Source organism: Allocoleopsis franciscana PCC 7113, from assembly GCF_000317515.1.
Classification (GTDB): Bacteria; Cyanobacteriota; Cyanobacteriia; order Cyanobacteriales; family Coleofasciculaceae; genus Allocoleopsis; species Allocoleopsis franciscana.
The window spans coordinates 6,554,098-6,576,543 of the sequence record NC_019738.1; the positions used below are offsets into that span (position 1 = coordinate 6,554,098).

General features: G+C 47.2%; 18 protein-coding genes. 10 read left to right on the forward strand and 8 right to left on the reverse strand.

What is annotated here, in order from left to right:
• Positions 1 to 54: 54 nt before the first annotated feature.
• The 4 genes from recG to rpsB form a co-directional block, all read right to left on the reverse strand.
• Complete coding sequence (recG, locus tag MIC7113_RS26920) at positions 55 to 2,550, reverse strand: ATP-dependent DNA helicase RecG (RefSeq protein ID WP_015185363.1); 2,496 nt, start codon at positions 2,548 to 2,550, stop codon at positions 55 to 57.
• 93 nt (positions 2,551 to 2,643) lie between these two features.
• Entirely contained in the window at positions 2,644 to 3,558 is a 915-nt protein-coding gene (locus MIC7113_RS26925) for a hypothetical protein (protein WP_015185364.1), read from the reverse strand.
• A 339-nt stretch (positions 3,559 to 3,897) separates the two neighbouring features.
• Positions 3,898 to 4,557: a translation elongation factor Ts gene (gene tsf, locus MIC7113_RS26930; RefSeq protein ID WP_015185365.1), complete on the reverse strand. Its 660-nt coding sequence runs from the start codon at positions 4,555 to 4,557 to the stop codon at positions 3,898 to 3,900.
• 42 nt (positions 4,558 to 4,599) lie between these two features.
• The gene (gene rpsB, locus MIC7113_RS26935) at positions 4,600 to 5,409 is read right to left on the reverse strand and encodes a 30S ribosomal protein S2 (protein ID WP_015185366.1); all 810 of its coding nucleotides are present in this window, start codon (positions 5,407 to 5,409) and stop codon (positions 4,600 to 4,602) included.
• Between the two features lie 220 nt (positions 5,410 to 5,629).
• Between rpsB and MIC7113_RS26940 the strand changes: the two genes are divergently transcribed.
• Positions 5,630 to 7,297: a sensor histidine kinase gene (locus MIC7113_RS26940; RefSeq protein ID WP_015185367.1), complete on the forward strand. Its 1,668-nt coding sequence runs from the start codon at positions 5,630 to 5,632 to the stop codon at positions 7,295 to 7,297.
• Here MIC7113_RS26940 and MIC7113_RS26945 read toward each other — a convergent pair.
• Both MIC7113_RS26945 and MIC7113_RS26950 read right to left on the reverse strand, forming a co-directional pair.
• On the reverse strand, positions 7,294 to 8,265 hold the full coding sequence (locus MIC7113_RS26945; protein WP_015185368.1) for a glycosyltransferase family 2 protein: 972 nt from the start codon (positions 8,263 to 8,265) through the stop codon (positions 7,294 to 7,296). The genes MIC7113_RS26940 and MIC7113_RS26945 overlap by 4 nt on opposite strands.
• 112 nt (positions 8,266 to 8,377) lie before the next feature.
• Positions 8,378 to 8,578 (reverse strand): hypothetical protein, encoded by a 201-nt coding sequence (locus MIC7113_RS26950; protein ID WP_015185369.1) that lies wholly within the window; start codon positions 8,576 to 8,578, stop codon positions 8,378 to 8,380.
• Between the two features lie 51 nt (positions 8,579 to 8,629).
• On the opposite strand from MIC7113_RS26950, the gene menB reads away from it, so the two are divergent.
• Positions 8,630 to 9,463, forward strand: coding sequence for a 1,4-dihydroxy-2-naphthoyl-CoA synthase (gene menB, locus MIC7113_RS26955; RefSeq protein WP_015185370.1), 834 nt, complete (start codon positions 8,630 to 8,632; stop codon positions 9,461 to 9,463).
• 286 nt (positions 9,464 to 9,749) lie between these two features.
• Here the strand turns inward: menB and MIC7113_RS26960 are convergent, their stop codons facing one another.
• Complete coding sequence (locus tag MIC7113_RS26960) at positions 9,750 to 10,067, reverse strand: hypothetical protein (RefSeq protein WP_015185371.1); 318 nt, start codon at positions 10,065 to 10,067, stop codon at positions 9,750 to 9,752.
• A gap of 969 nt (positions 10,068 to 11,036) precedes the next feature.
• Between MIC7113_RS26960 and MIC7113_RS26965 the strand changes: the two genes are divergently transcribed.
• The 7 genes from MIC7113_RS26965 (at position 11,037) to MIC7113_RS26990 (ending at position 17,876) form a co-directional block, all read left to right on the forward strand.
• On the forward strand, positions 11,037 to 12,482 hold the full coding sequence (locus MIC7113_RS26965; RefSeq protein WP_015185372.1) for a hypothetical protein: 1,446 nt from the start codon (positions 11,037 to 11,039) through the stop codon (positions 12,480 to 12,482).
• 96 nt (positions 12,483 to 12,578) lie between these two features.
• Positions 12,579 to 13,340 (forward strand): PspA/IM30 family protein, encoded by a 762-nt coding sequence (locus MIC7113_RS26970; RefSeq protein WP_015185373.1) that lies wholly within the window; start codon positions 12,579 to 12,581, stop codon positions 13,338 to 13,340.
• A gap of 317 nt (positions 13,341 to 13,657) precedes the next feature.
• The gene (locus tag MIC7113_RS38800; RefSeq protein ID WP_255515350.1) at positions 13,658 to 13,786 is read left to right on the forward strand and encodes a hypothetical protein; all 129 of its coding nucleotides are present in this window, start codon (positions 13,658 to 13,660) and stop codon (positions 13,784 to 13,786) included.
• Positions 13,773 to 14,543 (forward strand): PspA/IM30 family protein, encoded by a 771-nt coding sequence (locus MIC7113_RS26975; protein ID WP_015185374.1) that lies wholly within the window; start codon positions 13,773 to 13,775, stop codon positions 14,541 to 14,543. The genes MIC7113_RS38800 and MIC7113_RS26975 overlap by 14 nt, the downstream gene beginning before the upstream one ends.
• Before the next feature lie 365 nt (positions 14,544 to 14,908).
• Positions 14,909 to 15,256 carry a thioredoxin family protein gene (locus tag MIC7113_RS26980; RefSeq protein ID WP_015185375.1) on the forward strand — a complete coding sequence of 116 codons (348 nt, stop codon included), beginning with the start codon at positions 14,909 to 14,911 and terminating at the stop codon, positions 15,254 to 15,256.
• Positions 15,257 to 15,462: 206 nt separating this feature from the next.
• Positions 15,463 to 16,656 (forward strand): LL-diaminopimelate aminotransferase, encoded by a 1,194-nt coding sequence (locus MIC7113_RS26985; RefSeq protein ID WP_041781325.1) that lies wholly within the window; start codon positions 15,463 to 15,465, stop codon positions 16,654 to 16,656.
• Positions 16,657 to 17,051: 395 nt separating this feature from the next.
• On the forward strand, positions 17,052 to 17,876 hold the full coding sequence (locus MIC7113_RS26990) for a hypothetical protein (protein ID WP_015185377.1): 825 nt from the start codon (positions 17,052 to 17,054) through the stop codon (positions 17,874 to 17,876).
• A gap of 169 nt (positions 17,877 to 18,045) precedes the next feature.
• Here MIC7113_RS26990 and MIC7113_RS26995 read toward each other — a convergent pair whose 3' ends face one another.
• A complete protein-coding gene (locus MIC7113_RS26995; RefSeq protein WP_015185378.1) occupies positions 18,046 to 19,851 on the reverse strand; it encodes a M3 family oligoendopeptidase in 1,806 nt (601 codons plus the stop codon).
• A 522-nt stretch (positions 19,852 to 20,373) separates the two neighbouring features.
• On the opposite strand from MIC7113_RS26995, the gene uvrC reads away from it, so the two are divergent.
• Positions 20,374 to 22,380, forward strand: a complete 2,007-nt coding sequence (uvrC, locus tag MIC7113_RS27000; RefSeq protein ID WP_015185379.1) for an excinuclease ABC subunit UvrC — start codon at positions 20,374 to 20,376, stop codon at positions 22,378 to 22,380.
• Positions 22,381 to 22,446: the final 66 nt, after the last annotated feature.

Consider the following 22,446-nt stretch of genomic DNA (forward strand, 5'->3'; position numbering starts at 1 on the left):
ACGGGAGGACTGAAAAAGGCGATCGCAGCTTTAATCATGAGGGAGCGATCGCCTTTAAGTTAAAATCGCCCCACCCATCAGCTTAGAATAACGATATTCCAACTCCTGTTTCATCAAAGGCCAACTCTCCAAAGTATCATCCTGGATAATAATCTTCTCCGCTGCATCCCGTGCCAAATTCAAAACTTCTTGGTCTTCAACCAAACTAGCTAACGCAAAATCCGCTAACCCTGATTGTCGCTTACCCAATACTTCCCCCGGTCCCCGGAAACGCATATCCATTTCCGAGATAAAAAAGCCATCCTGGGACTGTTCCAACACGCCCAAACGCTGACGAGCTGTATCCGTTTTGGAACCGCTCATCAGTAAGCAGTAAGATTGGTGAGAACCCCGACCCACACGACCCCGCAACTGGTGCAACTGAGATAATCCAAAACGCTCAGCATTTTCTATCATCATCACTGTCGCGTTGGGGACATCCACACCCACTTCAATCACAGTAGTCGAAACAATAATTTGAGTTTCGTTGTCTCGGAAAGCATTCAGCGCCTCATCCTTTTGGGCTGAACTCATGCGACCATGTAGCAAACCAACCTGGCATTCGGGGAAAATACTTTCAGACAGTCGTTCATGCTCTTCAACTGCCGATCGCAAATCCAATTTTTCTGATTCTTCAATGAGAGGTAATACAATATACGCTTGACGCCCTTGCACAATCTCCCGGCGAATCAGCTCATAGGCATGGTTGCGTTCCTTTCCCGATAGTACAGTAGTGTGAATCTGCTGACGTCCGGGCGGCAATTCATCAATCTGACTCACATCCAAATCGCCGTGCAATGTCAGCGCGAGAGTGCGGGGAATGGGGGTTGCAGTCATGGTTAAAACGTGAGGAGACTGCCCTTTTTGTTGTAAACGCGCCCGTTGCTGCACACCAAAGCGATGCTGCTCATCAATCACAACTAAACCCAATTGTTGGAAGTTCACAGTATCTTGAATCAGAGCATGAGTCCCCACCAACAGCGGTAATTCACCGGTTTCAAGCTGAGCATGAATTTGGCGGCGCTTTTTGGTTGTCGTGGAACCCGTCAACAATTCGACTGGCAAATGCAGCAGGTTGAACCAGCCGACAAGTTTACGATAATGCTGTTCTGCTAAAACTTCGGTCGGAGCCATCAACGCGGCTTGGTAGCCGGATTGAATCGCTGCTAGGATAGCGAGGACAGCCACAACGGTTTTCCCTGAACCTACATCCCCTTGCACTAAGCGATTCATTGGGGTTGAGGATTGCAAGTCGTTGAGGATGTCGTTAATCACCCGTTTTTGAGCCTTGGTGAGCTCAAAGGGGAGGAGTTGATGGAATCGGTTAATCAGTTGACCTGTGGGAACGAGTACAGCACTCGTTTCATGTCGCTTTAGAGCCTGACGGCGTTGGAGAAACCCTAATTGTAAATAGAAAAACTCATCAAAGACTAATCGGCGTCGAGCTGCCGCCAGGGTATCGCTATCAGCGGGAAAATGGATATTAGCGATCGCATCACTCACCCCGATCAACCCATACTGCTTCCGCACGGCAGATGGAAGCGGCTCTTTCAATTGGGAAGCATAGGGAGTCACTGCAATCACAGCCAATCTCACAATATCAGCGGGTACGCCATCCGTGAGCGGATATACAGGCACGACTCGACCAATAGTCAGAGAGTCTATGGTACCGTCTGCGTGGTCTAAAACTTCCAATTGTGGGTCTTCCAGAGTCAAACCATACTTATTCTTCTTCACTAAACCCGATGCTGCCACTACCGTCCCAGGCGGATAACGATACTTGTTTTGTTCCTGCCAACCACGATGACTGTAGCGAGTACCGGCAAAAAAACGATTCAGTTTAATTTGACCCGTTGCATCTTGAAGTAACAGCTCGAAAATCGTTAATTTCTTATTTTTAGGGCTGGTGAAGCAGTTACAGCGCTTGACGTTTCCTACAATCGTCGCCGTTTCGCCCGCTTCCAGGTTACAAATATTGACCTGACGTGCATAGTCAATATGGTCACGGGGGTAGTAGTAGAGGAGGTCACGTAGTGTTAGTAAACCCAGACGTGCTAAATACCCACTTTTTCTAATCCCGATTTCTTCTACCTCAGAGAGGGGTTGGTCAAGACTCAGCGCTGGTGTTTCCGTTACTTCAGTTTGAGGTTGAACTAAGGGCGTCGTGCGAGGGATTTTCACCTTAGGGGATTGTGAGGGTGATGGAGTGGCTTCACCCTCAGCGTTGCGGCGCTGAGTATCTTGCTGGAGTTGATACAAAAATCGGCGGGTATCTGCAACAAGATGTTGCCGTTGTTGCAGCGTCATCTGAGGATAAAGGGCAAACTTGGCAGCGGTTTCCTGCCATTGGCGTCTCTGGGTTGGCATGAGATGGTTAGGCGTTTCGCCGAAACTGAGGCAGAGAAACTCGCTAAAGCGGTATTGATTGCCTACCAAGTCAGTAAAGCCTTTGTCCGCTTCTACGGCAAGAGCCTTTTGCAGTCGGAGCCAATCTGGTGATTCTATTGCCACAATTTCCCCCCCCTTTCAAATTGACGGTATGCAGGTTTAAGGTTGCAGGTTATTATTTTTAACTTTCAACCTTCAACTTTCAACCTTCAACCCTTAATCTTCAAACCAGCTTGCTCGCCATGCAGCTTCGGCTTGAGCAACAGACCGTTCTCGCTGTTTTTTGTGATACTCTCGGTGGAGCGTATTTCTCTTGGCTGAAAGGTTCCGAATTTGATTGCGTCCAGCATTTAAGGTGGGGTCAGCGAACTCAATTTCTGACAAACGCAGGTTAATGGCAATGATACGGGTTAAGGTTGAGTCTTCCGAATCATCCTCACTTTCGGTTTCCATCAACAAGTTTAAGAGATTGGGGGAGCCAACTGTTACTGACTCCGTAGAATTATCGGCTTTGGTGGCTGCTTCTAAGACAGCGGCTGGTAATTTACTGGGGATGATACCCGTTTGTTGTAATAAATGGTTGGTGTTCAAAGAGAGAGTTTCCAGAGTTTGTGCGATTGCTTCCTCCAACTGCTCTTGCCACTGCGCTAGTTGTTCAGGTTTCGCTAGCTCTAGGTTACTGATGTCGATATTTTCTGGCGCTTCTGCTTCTAAGTTGCCCGGTACCGGCTCAAAAATAGATAAGATTTCTGGAGTAGCATCCTGTGGCGGTTCGTTACTCGTGATTTCTGGCTGAGGTGCTGGATCATTGCTATTGCTGTCCCTCACTTCTTCCTGGGTTGCTTTTTTCGACGCCTCTAAGTGTGAGAGCAACTGTTCTTGAGCCTTCTTTCCCATTTGTTGAATGGATTGCTGCAATTTTTGCCGCTGACTGAAAGACAAACTCAAAAACGCTTGAGGATACCCATGAGTACAAACTTGATAGCTTGCCAAAATTAGCTGACGCCGCACTGCTTGTCCGAGTAACTGTAGATATTGGGAATAAGTCTTATCTAGTTCTGCTCGTAACAGAGCCGTCGCGTCTTCCAATGCCGCTAAATCTTGCTCAATTCTCTCAATTGCTCTCGCCATACCACACAGCTATTATTTCCCTACTCCAGGATAACGGCTTCTAAAGAGCGAAATTAGCCAGTTGGCCCAGAACCTTGGCTATCCAAAAACGTTGACCTACCATGCAGAGACGATTTCTAGAACAGAGCTAATGGACACGAGCGGTCGCTAGGTATTGTCGCCCTGTTTAATGGAGAGCATTGATGAAAACCATTCTGCTTTACATGGGAACATTCATGCTCCCAATTTATCGTTGAGCAAAGCAATTTTGGCAGCGAATTGAAAACCTTGTGGTGGTCAATCTGCTAAATTCTAAGCCGGGTAAGGGGTAAAAGAATCTTTACCCCTATTTTTCCCTATTTACTTACTGCCCATTTGTGCAGCAACTTCCTCAGCAAAGTTAGATTCTTCCTTCTCAATCCCTTCACCCAGGACGTAACGCGTAAAGCGACGGACTTGGATATTTTCACCCAACAGAGAAATGGTCTGCTTCACCAACTCTTCTACTGAGATGCTTTGGTCGCGGATGTAGGGTTGATCCATCAAAGACAGCTCTTTCAGGCGTTTTTCAATCCGACCGACAACAATCTTTTCTTTGATGTTATCAGGCTTACCCGCGAGGTCATCCCGACCCATCTCAATATCCTTTTCTCTTTGAGAAAGTTCTGCGGGGATATCCTCGACCTTCACGTACTCAACGTTCGGGCAAGCTGCAACTTGCATCGCGATGTTCCGCACCAAGTCTTGGAACTCCTCGCGGCGAGCCACAAAATCCGTCTCGCAGTTGACTTCAACCAGTACACCGACTCGACCACCGGTGTGGATATAGCTACCCACAAGTCCTTCAGCCGCTACACGACCGGCTTTTTTCTCGGCTGAGGTAATACCTTTTTGCCGTAGCCATTCTGCGGCTTTGGCAATGTCTCCCTCAGTCTCTTTGAGAGCTTTTTTGCAATCCATCATGCCAGCGCCGGTTTTGTCGCGCAGCTCTTTGACGAGTTTTGCCGAAATTTCCGCCATCTTGCTTTTGTCCCTACTCTATGAACCTAGATTACACACTAATTATTCTTCGCTACCCTCGCCATCCTCTGCTACAACGGAGTCGATGTCGTCGATTTCGTCAATGTCTTCCTCGTCAACATCGTCCATTGCGCCTTCGTAGTCTTCGTACTCTTCTTCGGCTTCGAGCTGACCGTGACGCCCTTCATAGATGGCGTCCGCCAATTTACCCACTATTAGCTTAATGGAACGGATGGCATCATCATTAGCCGGAATCGGAATATCAACGACATCAGGGTCACAGTTGGTATCCAACATAGATACCAGGGTTAGTCCCAGCTTTTCGCATTCCAAAATGGCGTTGTATTCGCGCCGTTGGTCTACAATAACCACCACATCGGGGACTTTCCGCATCAGTTTGATGCCACCTAAGTATTTCTGAAGCTTGCCCAGTTCCCGACGTAGAACCGAGGCTTCTTTCTTCGGCAGCAAGTCGAGTGCGCCCGTTTCCTCTCGCCGTTCTAATTCCTTTAAGCGCTCCACCCGTGTCTTAATGGTTTCCCAGTTGGTGAGCATTCCGCCCAACCAACGTTGGTTGACATAATAAGCGCCACAACGAGATGCTTCTTGGGCAATAATCCCTGCCGCTTGGCGCTTTGTGCCCACAAACAGAAACTTTTTCCCTTGCTCTGAAGCTGTCCGCGTGTAGCTATAGGCTTCTTCCATTAACTGGGCGGTCTGCACCAAGTCAATGATGTGGACACCATTCCGAGACGTGTAAATATACGGCTCCATCTTGGGATTCCACCGTCTGGTCTGATGACCAAAGTGAACCCCTGACTCTAGCATTTCCGCTAAAGAGATAACTGGCATTATTTTTTGAACTCCTGATTCGGGTTTACCTTCCATCCAGGCGGATTTCCAAGTTGTTGATACTTCTAGAAACACCCGAAACCCTGAATGTGCAGAATTTAAACAACTTTTCTAGGGTAACATAATTAGTCGATTTTTGATGTGCGCTTTTTGATTGGTATGGCCTTCACGAAATTTTTTTAAACTCAGTACATTCAATGAAACGCCTCGTTTTTAATTCATGCTTAAAAAGATTCTCAAAAAAGCAGTGAGGCTTCTCCGGCATTGGATGCAAGCCTTGAATTTAGGTTCTCGACAAAAAAGGGGTGGCTCCTTCAGGCCGCCAAGGTGGTCGCCACAGCCGACAACTCAGGAACTTACACTAGAGCAAACGACAGCCTCGATTTCTCAAACATCCCCTAGCCGTAGAGAGACGCAGTCAGCCAAAGCCACACCCAAGCCGGATAACGAAGCCGCTAGGCTCAAGGCACTCGCTCGCTATAAAGTACTTGATACATTCCCAGAAGTTGAATTTGATGATCTAACAGCCTTAGCCGCGCATATTTGTGGCACTCCCATTGCCTTAGTCAGCTTAATTGACGCTCATCGGCAGTGGTTTAAGTCAAAAATTGGCGTAGAGGCAACGCAAACCCCCAGAGAAGTAGCATTCTGTGCTCATGCCATTGTGCAACCGGATGAATTGCTGCTGGTGCCCAATGCCTTAGAAGATGAGCGGTTTGCCAATAACCCTCTAGTTACAACTGACCCCAAAATTCGATTTTATGCGGGTGCCCCCTTGGTCACACCCGATGGCTTTCCTCTTGGCACTTTATGTGTGATTGATCGGATTCCCCGCACACTCAGCCCAGAGCAAAGAGAAGCCTTATGGGCTTTGAGTCGCCAAGTCATGTCGCAGCTAGAGCTCCGGATTCATGTCTCGAAATTAGAACGCACGATGCTCAAGCGTAAAAAAGTCGAGGAGGTACTGCGTCGCCGTAATCAGCAGCTAAACCAAACGATAGAGGAGTTGCGGCACACTCAAGCCCAACTCATTCAAACCGAAAAGATGTCTAGCTTGGGACAACTGGTGGCTGGTGTTGCCCATGAAATCAACAATCCCGTCAACTTTATTCATGGCAACCTTCCTTACATTAGTGATTATATTGAAGACTTACTAGAACTCCTATTTCTTTACCAATACCATTACCCCAATCCAGTTTCTGAGATCCAGCAGGAATTAGAAGCCAGAGATGTTGATTTTATCGCTGAAGATTTACCCAAAATCCTATCTTCTATGAAATTGGGGACAGAGCGGATTCATCAAATTGTTTTGTCCTTACGAAACTTCTCCCGGTTGGATGAAGCGGAAAAGAAGCCTGTCAATATCCACGAAGGAATCGACAGCACGTTGTTAATCTTGCAGCATCGACTGAAAGCCACATCGGCTCGACCTGCTATTGAAGTAATAAAAAAGTATGGCGACATTCCGTTAGTGAATTGCTTCGCCGGACAGCTCAATCAAGTTTTTATGAACCTCTTGAGCAACGCGATTGATGCTTTTGAGAGTGGTCAGGAGCCAACACTAGAAAGTAAACCAGGAATAACTCCTTGTATTACTATTTGCACCGAGGTAGTTCACCATGGAGGTGAGAATATTCTATCGAGAAATCAACTCACAACAGAACGAGTCAAGATTTGCATTACTGATAACGGTTCAGGTATTCCTGATGCAATTAAAAGACGAATATTCGATCCATTTTTTACCACGAAGGCAGTGGGAGATGGCACAGGATTAGGGCTATCAATCAGCCACAAAATTGTAGTCGATCAGCATGAAGGTTCCCTGCAATGCCTATCAAAACCAGGGCAAGGAACAGAGTTTAGGATTGAGATACCCATTACAGATTAAGGGTTGGGCTGAGTTTCAGCATAAGCCGCATAAACGCCTTGGACGTTATACCAATTAAGGAAAATTCGGGCAACTTCTAAGGCTAGTTGGGGCTTACCTTGATTAATCAGCCATTGTAAAAAAGGAGCCATTGTTCGTTCATTCAACCTTCCACCGAGGGAGAGGATGCCCCAAAGTAGGCGATGTAACCATGTCATCTGAATCATCATCCGTACTTCCCAAGTGGGGTGCTTTTCATAAAACAAAACACCCATCCTTCCTCGTTGAATTTCTCGGTCAATCATGCGGGGAATTTGGTCTAAAGCAAAAGGGGGATGCCAGTGGTAACCTACAGCTTCGGGACATTTAATCAGTTTTAAATCGAGTTGTTTGAGTCTGACACCCAGTTCTAAATCTTCCCAACCATAGAGTTGGAAGCGAGTATCAAAAAGTCCGGCCTTTTCTAGCCATTTCCGTGCGATCGCCACATTTCCCGTGGCAAAATAGGCGGCTGAAAAATCTGTGATTTTGTAGGGTTCCGATGTGGGATTGTCGAAATTACAGGTATTAATCACCCAACCATAGGTGAACATGTGATCGCTCCCTAATTGTTTCTCTCCCTGCACCAACGCATCGGCATGAGCCTGAAGGAACTGTTCGGTGACAACGAGATCGCTATCAATAAAGATAATGGTGTCACCCTTAGCCTGTTCTACCCCCAAATTGCGGGCAGCGGCTGGGCCTTTGTGGTCTTGAGCGTGCGATCGCACATGGGGAAACTCACTCTTATGAGACTCTAGCCACTCTAAAGTTCCATCCGTTGAGCCATCATCTACTAAGACAACTTCGTAGCCTTCAACAACACTACCATCCCTGAGTTGCTGATTTTCTATCGCTCTCAGGCATTTTTCGAGAATAGGTTTGCGATTATAGGTGGGAATGACGACGCTGAAAAACAAGGGAGCCTCTTGCCGCAGAATCTGGTTCATTCCTACAGCCTATCAGGTGTCTGGGTCAGAAAGTTGGTAGGGACGGACTGAGGGACAAGTGTCACATGCTCCAGACATGGATCACAGTCCTCTAAACCGAGTGCTCTAGAGATTAACTTTCCAATCGTTCAATCAACGAATCCGCAATTCTCACCGCGCTTTCGGCTAATAATCCAGGCATGAGTTCGTAGTTGCTACGAGTCTCTTTGAGTAGCAGCTTTACTGTGTATTGATTGTTCAATAGTCCTTGTAGTGCCAAGGATGCGAAATACTCCCGTTTTGTCAAGGGTGGAATTGGCTCTGGTTGTGTCATAGATTCAATTGAGTCCTCGTCATTCCTTCTTTCTGGAAGTACCTAAAGTTTATGCAAATTGAGTGGCAAACCGCCAAAACCTACGAAGATATCCTATACCACAAAACTGACGGGATTGCCAAAATTACGATTAATCGTCCCCATAAACGTAATGCCTTTCGCCCCAAAACCGTCTTTGAACTCTATGATGCCTTTTGTGATGCCCGTGAAGACCCCAGTATTGGTGTTGTACTTTTTACCGGTGCTGGCCCCCATACGGATGGGAAATATGCTTTCTGTTCGGGAGGCGACCAAAGTGTGCGGGGTAAGGCGGGGTATGTGGACGATGAAGGCGTTCCCCGCTTAAATGTACTCGATTTACAACGCCTGATTCGCTCTATGCCCAAGGTCGTGATTGCTTTAGTGGCTGGATATGCGATCGGGGGGGGTCACGTTTTACACCTGATTTGTGACCTCAGTATTGCGGCTGATAATGCAATTTTTGGTCAAACTGGCCCAAAAGTCGGTAGTTTCGATGGGGGATTTGGGGCTAGTTATCTCGCCAGAGTCGTTGGACAAAAAAAAGCCAGAGAAATTTGGTTTCTCTGTCGTCAGTACACAGCCTCTCAGGCGCTGGAAATGGGTCTGGTTAACTGTGTTGTACCCGTCGATCAGCTAGAAGCGGAGGGTGTGCAGTGGGCGAATGAAATTTTAGCCCATAGTCCGATCGCCATTCGTTGCTTAAAAGCAGCATTTAACGCTGACTGTGACGGTCAAGCCGGCCTCCAGGAACTTGCCGGAAATGCCACATTACTCTATTACATGACAGAGGAAGGGGCAGAAGGCAAACAAGCCTTTCTGGAAAAGCGATCGCCCAATTTCCGCCAATACCCTTGGTTACCGTAACCACTCCCTACGTGATCATCACAAGCCTACACTGACCTGTTCTCAGCCAGTGTAGGTCGTTCACTTCTGTACTCGTTTATTCCAAGTGACTCAAAAGTTGTAGTTTTACTGGCAAGGTGAGAGGACATTTGTGTCTTTGAAGCCGAAAACACGGGTTCATAAGTTCTACTGACCAAGCGCGTAAATTTTTTTTCTATTTTTTACATGAATTTTATCAAATGTCTTATTAGTGATCACCCGAATCAATACCTGCCAGCCTGATTATCAAGTTAATCCTGAACAAGAATTAAGCAATTTCTGCAAGCATGGGTCTAGGGTTCAATGTTTCATCCGGCGCGATACAGTCTTCCTCACAGAGGTTTTGAGCTGAGACGGTCAACGAACAATTAACCGCCAAGCTTTCCTTGATCCCTAACGGGTCATTCCCCCAAATCGCTTCCATTCTCCTCCAAGCTGGTTCAAAAGGCGAGATCGCTAAAGAACACGCTTTCCAGCTCCCTCTGACGGGTACACTGAGTTGCTGACACATCCCTCCACGACGTCCCTCTGGTTGGTAATACCGACAGCACCGACAAGCAGAGGTGGCAAAATTTAAAGTCGTCATTGGGTTTTTATTGATAATGAATTTTATTCTTTCTTACCCTTTAATTTTCCGATCCCCCATTCAGGTATATTAAAGCTGGCAAGCTGTGAGCCAGTCTAGGTTAGAGCAATTCCTCAAGGAACTGAGAGCTTTAGATTTTCTTTAGTATCTTGTTATATATAGAAATATATAAAGTTAAGAACTTTAACAAAAATCAAATCTTTCTGAGAAAATGTACGAAATTCCCTTAAAACCGCGCAGGGATCAAGCCAAACACAAGATAATAGTAAACCTAAATATAAAATTTACAGAAAGAGTAATCGACTCAACCATCTGCTCAGGTAACAAGCATTGAAGGAATTACTAATACTTAAGAGGGATGACGGCGACCCATTTTGATCACTTATTGAGTATTTTGAGAGTTCCTCAAGGAGCGTGGAGCATAGCAGCCTAGCAAAGATAGGTCTAGACGGTTCCATGCCTTTAGAGCCATTCAGTTATCAAAAATCACCCTTAAAGCAGATGACAGTAGAACGGCTTAGAGGTATGAACATTTAGGTTAAAACTGGAGAAAGCGGAACTTCTGAAACCACTGATGGGCAAGGCTTTCAGAATCCAAAATTCTTGCATTTTAAATCCAAAATGGTATAACCTGGTGGATTCCACTTTTCAACCCCATATTGGCTAAGCCTTGAAGCGGCTCTCGTCCTTGCCACCGTGGCTGATTTTGAAGCGCACCTAATATATGATCGAGAGATTTACGCTGATCATCTGTTTATCTCAACCCGATGGGCTGTTTAAGAGCAATCCTCAAAAGGGGAACACCTCGAAGCAGAATCCTCGTTCTAGAAGAGAAACAACAGATACAGAATCGGCTCTTGCTCTACCTCCGCCAAACTCAAAAGCTTGTAATAAACTGACAGCGAGAGTCATACATCGAAAGCTCTATACAGGCCCTTGTATTCCAACACTCACTCCCAAGCCTTCCTCATGAGCCAAAACACTACAATTGAATCCACAACTCCCTCCTTATCCAACCCGTCAATCCATCCAGTTTTGCAGGCTGCTCTGGGTAGCATAGATGTGCAGTTAGAAGAAGAGTTAGCCCGCTACCGACGCCAACGTGCAGGACGCCCCGTCATGTCACCCAGTGGTCTTGGTCGTCACCAGATCCGTAAACCGCTCGAATTAATTGCGGTCGATCAAGGAACGAAGAAAACTCAACGACCCGCCTTAGGCATGAGTACAGCTCCCCAGATTTCATTTCCTTTAGTGATGGTGAACCCATCACAGGCGGCAACATCCTCTCAGGAGACCAGCCGTGAACCGATGGATCAAATGGGTGAGCGAGAGTCTTCATTCTCAACGCCCAGTGATTCGGCATCGCCGTTGATGGCGGCTTCGGGGACTAACACAGATGCTTGGGATGGAGTCGAAGATGTCAGGGAGCAACTGACTTCTGCGGAAAAACCAGCAGAGGAAATAGGGGGTTTGGTGCCGTTAGGGGCAGCCCAATCCCAACCAGAAGATTATTTGGAATCCTCAGAAAAATTGCTGCGGAGTTTGGATCAAGAAGAGGTTCCGCCTCGCTCCCGTAAGCGTTTGATTGATAAAGTTCTAACACCCCTCGGTGTGGGTTCTATATTACTATTGCTACTTTCTGGAGCAACTCTGGCCTATATCTTCAAGAATCCATCCACACTCAGTGCGCTAAATCCGAACCGATGGTTTGGCTCAAAGGCGACAACAACGGCTCAACAACCAACGGAATCGGCTCCCGCGAAAACGACTCCATCCGAGAATGTACCAACCATCAAAGGACCCAATCTCGCGGCGGAGGAATTTCCAGAAGTAGGTTTAAATACCTTGAGTCACTTGGAACCCAGCCCGACACCGACTCAGCCTGTAGTCCCCACGCAACCTGAAGGGTCTGGCTCTGAGGTAACACAACAAGCTCCGCCTGTGATTCCTAACTCAGCCCTGCCTGGAAGCTCCTCAGATATATCTTCGGCACTCCTGCCCTCTCCGGGACAGCCAGAAACGATTCCGTCCACGGTAGCTCCCCTAGCTCCCTTACCCGCGCTACCCACGGGCGTACCTGGAGCAAACTCATCCAATTCATCTGCTGTGAATTCCAAACCGTCACTAGCACCGACCACACCCGTTACCAAGCAGAACTCAAAAGCGTCTTCTGCGGCAACCCAACAAGCCGCCACACCTGCATCTGCTAAGGGAAGTTTCTATTATGTGTTGATGAACTACAGTAGCGATCGCGACCTAGCGCAAGCCAAGACCATTGTTCCTGATGCCTATGTGCAAAACGTTCCAGAAGGTAAAAAGATTTATATGGGAGCGTTCAAGCTGGAGTCTCAGGCGAAAACGCTAGTAGAGACCCTCAAGAAACAAGGGGTTAACGCCTCGATCTATCATCCTTAGGGCGGGTCTAATTCTAAAATATCAAATCGGGTCTTGACTGTGAGATACCATGATGTTAATAAATTCCCCGACCCGTGATGTGAATGGAGAGCTGCTATGGGATTGATGGATCGCATCCTGCGCGTCATTCGCGCCAACCTCAACAACCTGATCGGGCAAGCCGAAGACCCAGAAAAAGTTCTGGAACAAGCGGTTGAGGAGATGCAGCAGGATTTAATTCAGCTGCGACAAGCTGTAGCGCAGGCGATCGCTACCCAAAAACGTACCGAACGACAAGCCGCTCAGGCTGAAACCACTGCCCAAGAATGGTATAACCGCGCCCAATTGGCTCTGTCAAACGGGGATGACAACCTGGCACGGGAAGCTCTAACGCGGCGGAAATCCTATCAGGAGACGGCTAAAGCCATGCGAACCCAACTGACGCAGCAAAGCGCTGTGGTCAGCAAGCTCAAAGAAAACATGCGGACGCTGGAGAGTAAAATCTCAGAAGCGAAAACGAAAAAAGACTTGTATATCGCTCGTGCCCGCTCCGCTCAGGCGTCCCAGAAAATTAACGAGATGCTGGGCAATATGGGGACGGGAACGGCGATCAGTGCCTTTGAGCGCATGGAAGAAAAAGTCATGCAGCTCGAAGCCCAGTCTGAAGCCATAGCGGAACTCGGAAGCACCGATTTGGAAAAGAGATTTGCCTCTCTAGAAGGGGGCAATGAGGTGGATAGCGAGTTGGCGGCGATGAAAGCGAACTTGATGAGTGGCACCGAATCAGCCAAATTACCGTCTGCTCAGACATCATCTGCCCAAAATCCAGAAGTTGAAGCCGAGCTGAAAAAACTGCGCTCTGAAATAGAAGGTTCTTGAGTCAAGAGGAGGATAGATGGAGAGATGGGGGAAAGGTTAGTTGTTGAATTTCGGGATTTCAGTTGAGAATTTATCCGGCTCTCTCCTCTTGCTGCCGTTTACACAATCATGACTAATTTTTTCCACTCTCCCACTGACTACCCTACTCCCCCACCACCTGAGCCAATGAGGTGAGTTATGCATCTTCTCATCCTTGACAATTGGAGAACCGAGCGATGAGCTAGCGCTTTTGGGCTGGAAGTTTTTACACTGGATTAAAGCGTCTTGTCTCAATGGCTTGAGCCGATGTGTTTTGAGTGACTTCAAAGTTGTGCTTGATGACTAGAGATGGGATAGCCTTAATTGCTCAAACCGCAACGCATCAGCAATCGGCTGATAGCGTAGAGTCTGCGTTAAAACTACTTTATACGTTCCAAGAGGATAGACAGCGTCATGGGATTATTTGATCGCCTAAGCAGAGTCGTCAGAGCAAATCTGAACGATATGGTGAGCAAGGCTGAAGATCCAGAAAAAATTCTGGAGCAAGCCATTATTGATATGCAAGAAGACCTGATCCAACTGCGCCAAGCAGTGGCTAGGGCTATTGCCACTCAAAAACGCACCGAGCAACAATACAACAAAAATCAATCCGAAGCCAACAACTGGCAGAACCGTGCTCAACTCGCCCTCAGTAAAGGGGATGAGAGCCTAGCGCGGGAGGCACTTTTGCGTAAGAAGACTGTTGCCGAAGCGGCTGCTACTCAGAAAACCATGCTGGATCAGCAGACGACTCAGGTGGATAGCCTCAAGAAAAACCTGATTGCTTTGGAAAGTAAGATCTCCGAAGCTAAGACCAAGAAGGATATGCTCAAGTCCCGTGCAGCGGCGGCGAAAGCCAACGAGCAGTTGCAAGGTACAATTGGTCGCTTGGGTACCGGCTCGGCAATGGCAGCTTTTGAGCGGATGGAAGACAAAGTTTTGGAGCTGGAGGCTCGTTCTCAGGCTGGCTATGAACTGGCAGGTAATAACTTAGAAGAGCAATTTGCCCTACTCGAAGGCGGCAGCGACGTTGATGATGAGTTGGCGCAAATGAAAGCCCAATTGACCGGGGGTTCTGTCTCACAGCAAGCACTACCCGCCTCTGAGGAAAAAGCCTCTCCTTCGTCTAATGCAGCCGTTGATGCTGAATTGGAAGCTCTACGAAAGCAAATCGACAATTTATAAGTGTCGCCAAGCTTTTGACCATACCCTCTGCGATCAAAGACCTTGATAGGCGACTCAACCTTAATTCCACTGACTCTCAGGGTGGAGTGGATGCAGAGAGTCTATCCAGGTCTTAATTATTGTTGAGCAGATTGGCGGCTGGATGAAGTAGGAACATCACTGAATACAGTCGCACAGCCAGATGACCAACGAGACTTGATAAGTATATAGCTTATTGAGGATAATAAATGCTCCTACCACCAAAGGCTTGGACTGATTTACTGTATTAAATGTAAAGCTACAGGCAAACTTGCTCGCTTGCCAATCCGGGTTAATTTTTGCACCAGATAATCTGCTCAGTGAGCGAATTAGAAACAGTTGTATTGATGGAGGGTTTTGTGGGTAACGCTATTTCAATTACGGATTCCGAGTTTGAAACCGAAGTTTTAAAAGCCGAGCAGCCTGTACTGGTCTACTTGTGGGCGTCTTGGTGTGGCCCTTGCCGCTTGGTATCGCCATCCGTAGACTGGGTGGCTGATACTTATCGCGATCGCCTAAAAGTCTTCAAGATGGAAGTCGATCCAAATCCTGACACGGTAAAGAAGTACCACGTCGAAGGCGTCCCCGCACTCCTTGTATTTAAAAACGGTGAGATTGCTCAATCCCATGAAGGTGCCATTAGCAAACAGAAATTAGTCAGCCTGATCGACAATCATTTGTCCCCCGCTTCTTAGCAAAAACTCAACCCCCTTTTTTCAAGAAGGCCGTTCGCGTAGCGTTCTCCGTAGGAGTAGGCAGGAGGCAGAAAGCAAGAAAGTTTGTACAGTAAACTTTTTAACCTTTTTAAACGGGATAATTATTTCTGCCACGCTGCACTACTGATTCGGTGTTGGTTGTGGGTTGTTGGGAATCCGAAAAAAAACAACAAGCAACAAAAAAGATGCAGTTTGCCAAGCGTTTACAACCCCTGCAAGCCAATGTGTTTGCTGACATGGATCAGGCAAAGGCAAAAGCCAAAGCCTCTGGACAGAACATTATTGACCTCTCCTTAGGGTCTTCTGACCTCCCGGCATCAGAACACGTCCTAGAGGCGATTCAAGAGTCTTTGTCAGACAACAGTACTCACGGCTACTTGCTATTTCATGGTACTCAAGCCTTTCGTCAGGCAGCCGCCGACTGGTACACCCAACGATTTGGCATCTCAGTTGACCCCGAAACTGAGGTACTTCCCCTGATTGGTTCTCAAGAAGGCACGGCTCATTTACCGCTAGCCGTCCTGAACCCAGGAGATTTTGCCCTGTTGTTAGACCCTGGCTATCCCTCCCATGTTGGCGGCGTTTATCTGGCTAGTGGTCAGATCTATACCATGCCCATCCTGGCAGAAAATAACTTTTTACCTGTATTTGAAGATATTCCTACACCCGTACTCGCTCAATCTCGGATGATGGTGTTGAGCTATCCTCATAATCCTACGACGGCGATCGCGCCCTTATCGTTTTTCCAGGAGGCCGTTGCGTTTTGCCGAGAGCATGACTTAGTCTTAGTTCACGACTTTCCCTATGCAGATTTAGTCTTTGCAGAAGATACCGGGGAAACCCCCAATCCCAAATCCCTTGCCCCTTCAATTTTGCAAGCCGACCCGGATAAGGACGTTTCAATCGAGTTTTTTACCTTTTCCAAGTCTTATAATATGGGCGGCTTTCGGATTGGTTATGCGATTGGCAATGCTCAGTTGATTCGAGCGTTGCGGCAGGTGAAAGCCGCCGTTGATTTCAACCAATATCGAGGGATTTTGAATGGTGCGATCGCCGCTTTACGGGGGCCTCAAGATAGCGTTCAGCAATCGGTAGAAATTTTTCGACAACGACGGGATGCTTTCGTTACAGCCTTGCACAAAATAGGTTGGCAGGTTCCGACCCCAAACGCAACAATGTATATTTGGGCAAAGTTGCCAGAGCCTTGGACGAATGATTCGGTAAAATTCTGTACTCAACTCGTGGAAAAAACAGGCGTTGCCGCTTCACCGGGAGCGGGTTTTGGCAAAGCAGGTGAAGGATATGTCCGGTTTGCTTTAGTGCATGAACCCGCCATTCTGGAAATGGCGGTGGAACGAATGGCTGGATTTTTGCGATAGCGTTAGCGTAGCGGGACGTAGTCCAGCGCTGCTTCGTACAGCCCTACCCTTCGGGTCGCTTCGCTAACGGGCATGAAAACCGCGTAGCGTCTCGGAGAGAAGCGCAGATCGCTACACTCTTGAAAGTCCCTCAAGCCCCCACAAAGAGTTAAATTTCTGCCTGACTTTATACAAGCTTCACATAGCATCCGCTAGACTCACCCTATTCTTGTAAGGGAGCTCAGCAATTAGGCTTCATTGGAACTAGACATGTCAGGTTTTGTAACAACCTCAAACCAAGACTCAGGATTTGAGGATGATTGACATATCTCGACATAGCTGTACTTTTTTCGACCTGCGTGCTGAGGCACTCAGAACCTACACTCAGAACCTACACAAAAACAGGGGTAGCGCTCATGACGGAATCCTGGATCGATACAGTTACCACAGCTTACGAAGGACAAGCCTGTGTTCCTTGTTCACCCGTTGGCGAAGTTTCCACCCTAACTAATTTCACAGCAATTGGTTATGCCGGAATGATTTCTGCAACGGTCAACTTTAATCCATTGATCGTTGGGATAGTTGGAAATGACCTCAACGTAGAATTACCCCTTGGGGTAAGCGTTAATCGGGATTTTCAAGGCTATGTTCCTCTTCCGAGTGACTTAAATCAATTGCCGGCAGGTGATATCTCTGATGGCGACATCACCATAGATTTCCCTCTAATTAGTAATGTTTTTGGCCTCAATCCTGATAGTTCTGTTCTGGATTTACTCGATAATTTCGGTATTACTGTTCCTAATTCGGTTTTGGCAATTCTAGATGCTTTAGACATTACAGATGCCAATTCTGTGATTGGAGTTTTTGATAATTTATTTGACGTTGAGTTGGCAGGCAGTGGCACTCTCACTTCGGTGACAGGAACCACTGGCTTTAATTTTGAATATCAGGGTGAGGAAAATACTTTCCTAATTGATGGGTTCGAGCCTACTGTGGTAGCGGGAAGCTTGGTAGGGTCGTCTACAATCACAGCAGAGGGAGATTTCAGCGTAGATTTAGTAATCAGTGAGTTCGTTAATCTCACTAATCTTTTGGGAATAGATCTGCCCTCTAACGTAGATTCCTTCCTTGCCTTGGCTCAGGTTTTCAACATTAATCAGATAGAACTAGCTTCTGGTTCTTTCAGTTTAGATATGATTACAGTTCCAGTTTCCGCGCCTCTGGCGGGCTATACCATCTAGTCTCTCCTGCTTGCGCTCCAACTCGGTGTCCAGTTGCGGTTTCTATCTAATCCGAAATTAATATCGTAAAACGGTAGGGGCACGAGCAGAGCGTGCCCTAAAAACGACTGTGTTGCAATCAATTGAAGCTCGCTAAAAAATCGCTCAAATCAGCAAAAATAGCTGATTTTCAAAGCATAGCCTGTAGCTGATCAATCAACCCTTCAACATAATAGAAAGCGCCATTAACGGTTGCTGGGTCTTCCAGATCGACTCCAACCGTCTGGCGTAAAGCCTCCACCGGATTCATACTACTGCCAGCCGCAAGGAAATCAAAATAGCTAGGGATAAAGTCTTTTCCAACCGCTTGGTATTGCTGGTAACAAGCCAAACTGACAATGCTGGCTGCCGCATACTGGTAGCTAGAGAACGGCTGAGTGAAAATATGACTCATTCCTGCCCAGTCATATTGATGTTCTGGCAAAACTTCTACAGCATCACCACAAAGTTGGCGGTAAAATTCCAGCCACTGCTCGTTAACAAAGGAGTGATCAAAACTGCCTTGAGCAGCCCGTTCATGGAGTGCGAGTTCCAGACGGCTAATGGTACTTTGATAAAACAGGAGATTGAATTGATCCTCCAGCATCCGCGTCAGCACAGCTTGCTTGCGGAGAGGATCATCAGCAGCTTCTTTAAGTAGGTAGTCAAACAACAGCAATTTATTGAAAATTGAAGCAACTTCTCTCAACAATAGGGGCGGTTGAGTGTTGAAATAGGTTTGGCGATCGCGCGTTCTACTAAACTGTAATCCCCGCCCAACTTGGTGAGCCAAGGTAAACAGCGAATGATAATCCTCCGTGTAACAAAGCGATAGGTAACTGTGCTTCGCGAAAGTTGGGAAACTGAAGACTCCGCTAGCCTTACCAGGACGCACTTTGGTATCAACCCACCTCTTGGAGAAAAAATCTGATGCCCTGTTGGCGTAAAATACATCAAACGGTTTCAAAGCATTGAGCAGCGTTTGCACACCTGTTTTATAGTCCAGCTTCAGCAATGGATCATCCGCTGTCCAGGGAGTATTAAGATCGCAAGTACGGATTTTTTGCCCAATCGCTTGCCCTTTCAACTGGTAATAGCGTTGGAATAAGTCGATGCGATCGCTCACCCCATCCATGATCAAACGAAATACTGACTCCGGCACATCCGCCGCCAATAACTGCTTATGGAATGTGGAAGGATACCCCCGCATCTGGCTTTCAATGCGGTGATCTTGGCAAATCGCATTCAGAATAAAGCCGTACAATCCATTATGCCGCTCCATCTCCTGGTGCAATGAACAGTAGGCTTCATAACGCACATCACCGTCTGAGTGAAACAGCAGAGCCTCCAATTGCGCTGGTGTTTCAACCTGCTTATCATCGGGTGTTGCTACGGGTTCATAGTCCTGCTCACCCCGATGAACCGAGTACAGTTGGACAAAAGCAAACCGTCCTGTGAGCATATCCCGGTTTCGAGTTCGCTCTGCTTCTTCAGGGAGCCTATGGGGGCGAAACTGGGCGATGCGGTTGAGGTAGTGGTTGTACTGTTGTAGGGCTGATGATGCTTGTAATTCGTCAAATTGGGTCGTATCTAAATCCTGCAATTCCAGATTAAAAAACAGCAACTGATTATAAATGCGGGTGAGAGCGAGTTTCGTGTCGTTGAAAAATTGTTTTGCCTCGCTGCTACGAGTGTTCGCACAAAAGACGAGGTTAGCGAAGGTATCGAGATAACTATATTGTTCTGATAAAACTTCCAGTTGCTGTAAGCAACGAGCCATTTCTTCCGGTGTCAACTGACTCACCTGACCTCGGTAATGGTGTTGAAATTCAGCCACTTTCTGCTGGAGTCCGGTTAAATCTTGCTCAAACTTTGGCTCATCAAAGCTTTTATAAATGTCTGATAGATCCCATCCCTGGGGAGAATAGATTTGAGTCTGAACGGAAACGTAAGTCAAGAGATTTCTCCTTTTTAAAACCGGAAGTTTTGTAACTCTTTATGTCAAAGCTAAACTCACGCTCAATTGAGGCGCTAGACAAACGAACCCTCAGGATTAAGCAAGTAATCCAGCCACAACAAAATTGAAAAGTAGGACAGAGGTTTTACCTGCCTTACAAAAACTTGAAATAATTCAGTTTCACTAGCACTAGAACCTAACCTTTCCTCCTCAGCGATCGTGTCAAAGGTTCTTGTGCAAGGGGAAATATTCTTTTTGTAATTCTTTATTTTTAACGGTTCTTTCTTCCTCCAAACCTCATCTCAAAGAGAGATTCCGTTCTAGTCCTAAACTCTGCTTTGAGCTTTGTGGAATAAGCCACTAGTAGAGGAGCGAAGTCATCTTTTTGGCAAAGAAACATTATTCCTTCCTCTCAGGGAAGAGTGAGGGTTTGCCACACCTTGAGGTGGGAGAAAGCTTACGGTAAAAAAAGCCTACCTTTTCTATCATGAGAGATACACTCACAGATTGAAGTAGCTTCTCGTGACGACCTCTGCTAAAACCCTGACACTCGTCAAAGAGCCAGAACGCTTGGAAAAACGCCTCAAGGAGATTCCTACTGAACCTGGGGTGTATCTGATGCGGGATTCGAGCGATCGCATCCTCTATATTGGTAAAGCCAAAAAATTGCGCGTGCGCGTTCGCTCTTATTTCCGCGAATCCCAAAAACTTAGCGATCGCATTGCTATGATGGTGCGGCAGGTCGCCGAGATTGAGTTCATCGTTACCGATACCGAAGCCGAGGCATTAGCATTAGAAGCCAATCTTGTCAAGCAGCATCAACCTTACTTCAACGTGCTGCTCAAAGATGACAAGAAGTATCCTTACATTTTGATTACCTGGTCAGAAGAGTATCCGCGAATCTTCATCACTCGTAATCGGCGCTTGGCAAAGGAGAAAGATAGGTACTACGGGCCATTTGTCGATGCTGGCGCACTTCGGACAACTCTTCGTCTCGCCAAACGACTCTTCCCCATGCGGCAACGTCCGCAACCGTTATTTAAAGACCGTCCTTGCCTCAACTATGATATCGGTCGTTGTCCGGGTGTGTGTCAACAGTTGATTTCGACAGAGGAGTACCGCAAGACTATTCAGAAGATTGCGATGGTATTCCAGGGTCGAAATGAGGAATTAATCGATATTCTGACCGAGACGATGAATCAGGCGGCCCAGTCGCTGAATTTCGAGGTAGCCGCACGGATTCGCGACCAAATTGCAGGGATTCGGTCTTTAAGTGCTGACCAAAAAGTGTCCTTACCGGATGATACCGTTTCGCGGGATGCGATCGCGCTTGCAGCTAATGAGCAACACGCCTGCATTCAGTTATTCCAAACTCGTGCCGGTCGATTGGTGGGACGTTTGGGATTTTTTGCCGAAGCACCCCCCCTTACCCCCCCAACCCCCCTTAGCAAGGGGGGAGAACAAGGGAAATCTTCTGTTTCATCCCCCCCTTACCAAGGAGAAGAACAACCTTCTGTTTCATCCCCCCCTTACCAAGGTGGGGAACGAGGGGGGGTAGACCCTGGAGCGATTTTACAGCGAGTATTAGAGGAACACTATCAAAACGCTGACTCGGTGGAAATTCCGACCGAAATTTTGGTGCAGCATGAGTTACCCGAAGCCGAGATGTTGGCGGAATATCTCAGTGAACGTAAAGGTCGTAAAGTCACTATCCTAGTTCCCCAACGACAAGTTAAAGCGGAACTGATTGAGATGGTGGAACGCAATGCTAAATATGAACTAGAACGCACTCAACGATTTAGCGATCGCAACACCGAGGCAATGCAGGATTTAGCCGATATTCTCGACTTGCCAGACTTGCCTCACCGGATTGAAGGCTACGATATTTCTCATATTCAAGGGTCGAATGCGGTAGCTTCGCAGGTGGTATTTATTGATGGACAACCTGCAAAACAGCACTATCGCCATTACAAGATTAAAAACCCAGAAGTAAAAGCGGGTCATTCCGATGACTTTGCCAGTCTTGCTGAAGTTATCCGTCGCCGTTTTCGTAAGTATGGAGACGACCCAAATCTGCAACGAGTGGGGAATCCTGATTGGCCGGATTTGGTGATGATTGATGGGGGTAAAGGTCAGCTTTCATCGGTTGTTGCCGTCTTGCAAGATATGAATTTAATGGAAGATTTGCGCGTGGTGAGTTTAGCCAAGCAGCGAGAGGAAATCTTCCTACCGGGTGAGTCGTCGCCATTGCCGACAGAGGCAGAACAACCAGGGGTGCAGTTATTGCGGCGTCTGCGGGATGAGGCGCATCGCTTTGCTGTGACGTTCCATCGGCAGCAGCGAAGTGACAGGATGCGTCGTTCTCGGTTAGATGATATTCCGGGACTGGGTTTTAATCGGCAAAAGCAATTATTGGCGCATTTTCACTCGATTGATTATATTCGCGAGGCTACGCCACAGCAGTTAGCGGAAGTTTCTGGAATTGGGCCGCGTTTAGCGCAAGAAATCTATGATTATTTTCATCCATAGTGCGATCGCATGGAAGGGCGAAGCATTCGGATACAAACATCTGGGGAAAATAGCCCAATTAATCGT

Coding starts and splice junctions, on each gene's coding strand:
- MIC7113_RS26925 (WP_015185364.1), bottom strand. CDS start 3,558: ATGGCGAGAGCAATTGAGAGAATTGAGCAAGATTTAGCGGCATTGGAA.
- tsf (WP_015185365.1), bottom strand. CDS start 4,557: ATGGCGGAAATTTCGGCAAAACTCGTCAAAGAGCTGCGCGACAAAACC.
- rpsB (WP_015185366.1), bottom strand. CDS start 5,409: ATGCCAGTTATCTCTTTAGCGGAAATGCTAGAGTCAGGGGTTCACTTT.
- MIC7113_RS26940 (WP_015185367.1), top strand. CDS start 5,630: ATGCTTAAAAAGATTCTCAAAAAAGCAGTGAGGCTTCTCCGGCATTGG.
- MIC7113_RS26945 (WP_015185368.1), bottom strand. CDS start 8,265: ATGAACCAGATTCTGCGGCAAGAGGCTCCCTTGTTTTTCAGCGTCGTC.
- MIC7113_RS26950 (WP_015185369.1), bottom strand. CDS start 8,578: ATGACACAACCAGAGCCAATTCCACCCTTGACAAAACGGGAGTATTTC.
- menB (WP_015185370.1), top strand. CDS start 8,630: ATGCAAATTGAGTGGCAAACCGCCAAAACCTACGAAGATATCCTATAC.
- MIC7113_RS26960 (WP_015185371.1), bottom strand. CDS start 10,067: ATGACGACTTTAAATTTTGCCACCTCTGCTTGTCGGTGCTGTCGGTAT.
- MIC7113_RS26965 (WP_015185372.1), top strand. CDS start 11,037: ATGAGCCAAAACACTACAATTGAATCCACAACTCCCTCCTTATCCAAC.
- MIC7113_RS26970 (WP_015185373.1), top strand. CDS start 12,579: ATGGGATTGATGGATCGCATCCTGCGCGTCATTCGCGCCAACCTCAAC.
- MIC7113_RS38800 (WP_255515350.1), top strand. CDS start 13,658: ATGACTAGAGATGGGATAGCCTTAATTGCTCAAACCGCAACGCATCAG.
- MIC7113_RS26975 (WP_015185374.1), top strand. CDS start 13,773: ATGGGATTATTTGATCGCCTAAGCAGAGTCGTCAGAGCAAATCTGAAC.
- MIC7113_RS26980 (WP_015185375.1), top strand. CDS start 14,909: ATGGAGGGTTTTGTGGGTAACGCTATTTCAATTACGGATTCCGAGTTT.
- MIC7113_RS26985 (WP_041781325.1), top strand. CDS start 15,463: ATGCAGTTTGCCAAGCGTTTACAACCCCTGCAAGCCAATGTGTTTGCT.
- MIC7113_RS26990 (WP_015185377.1), top strand. CDS start 17,052: ATGACGGAATCCTGGATCGATACAGTTACCACAGCTTACGAAGGACAA.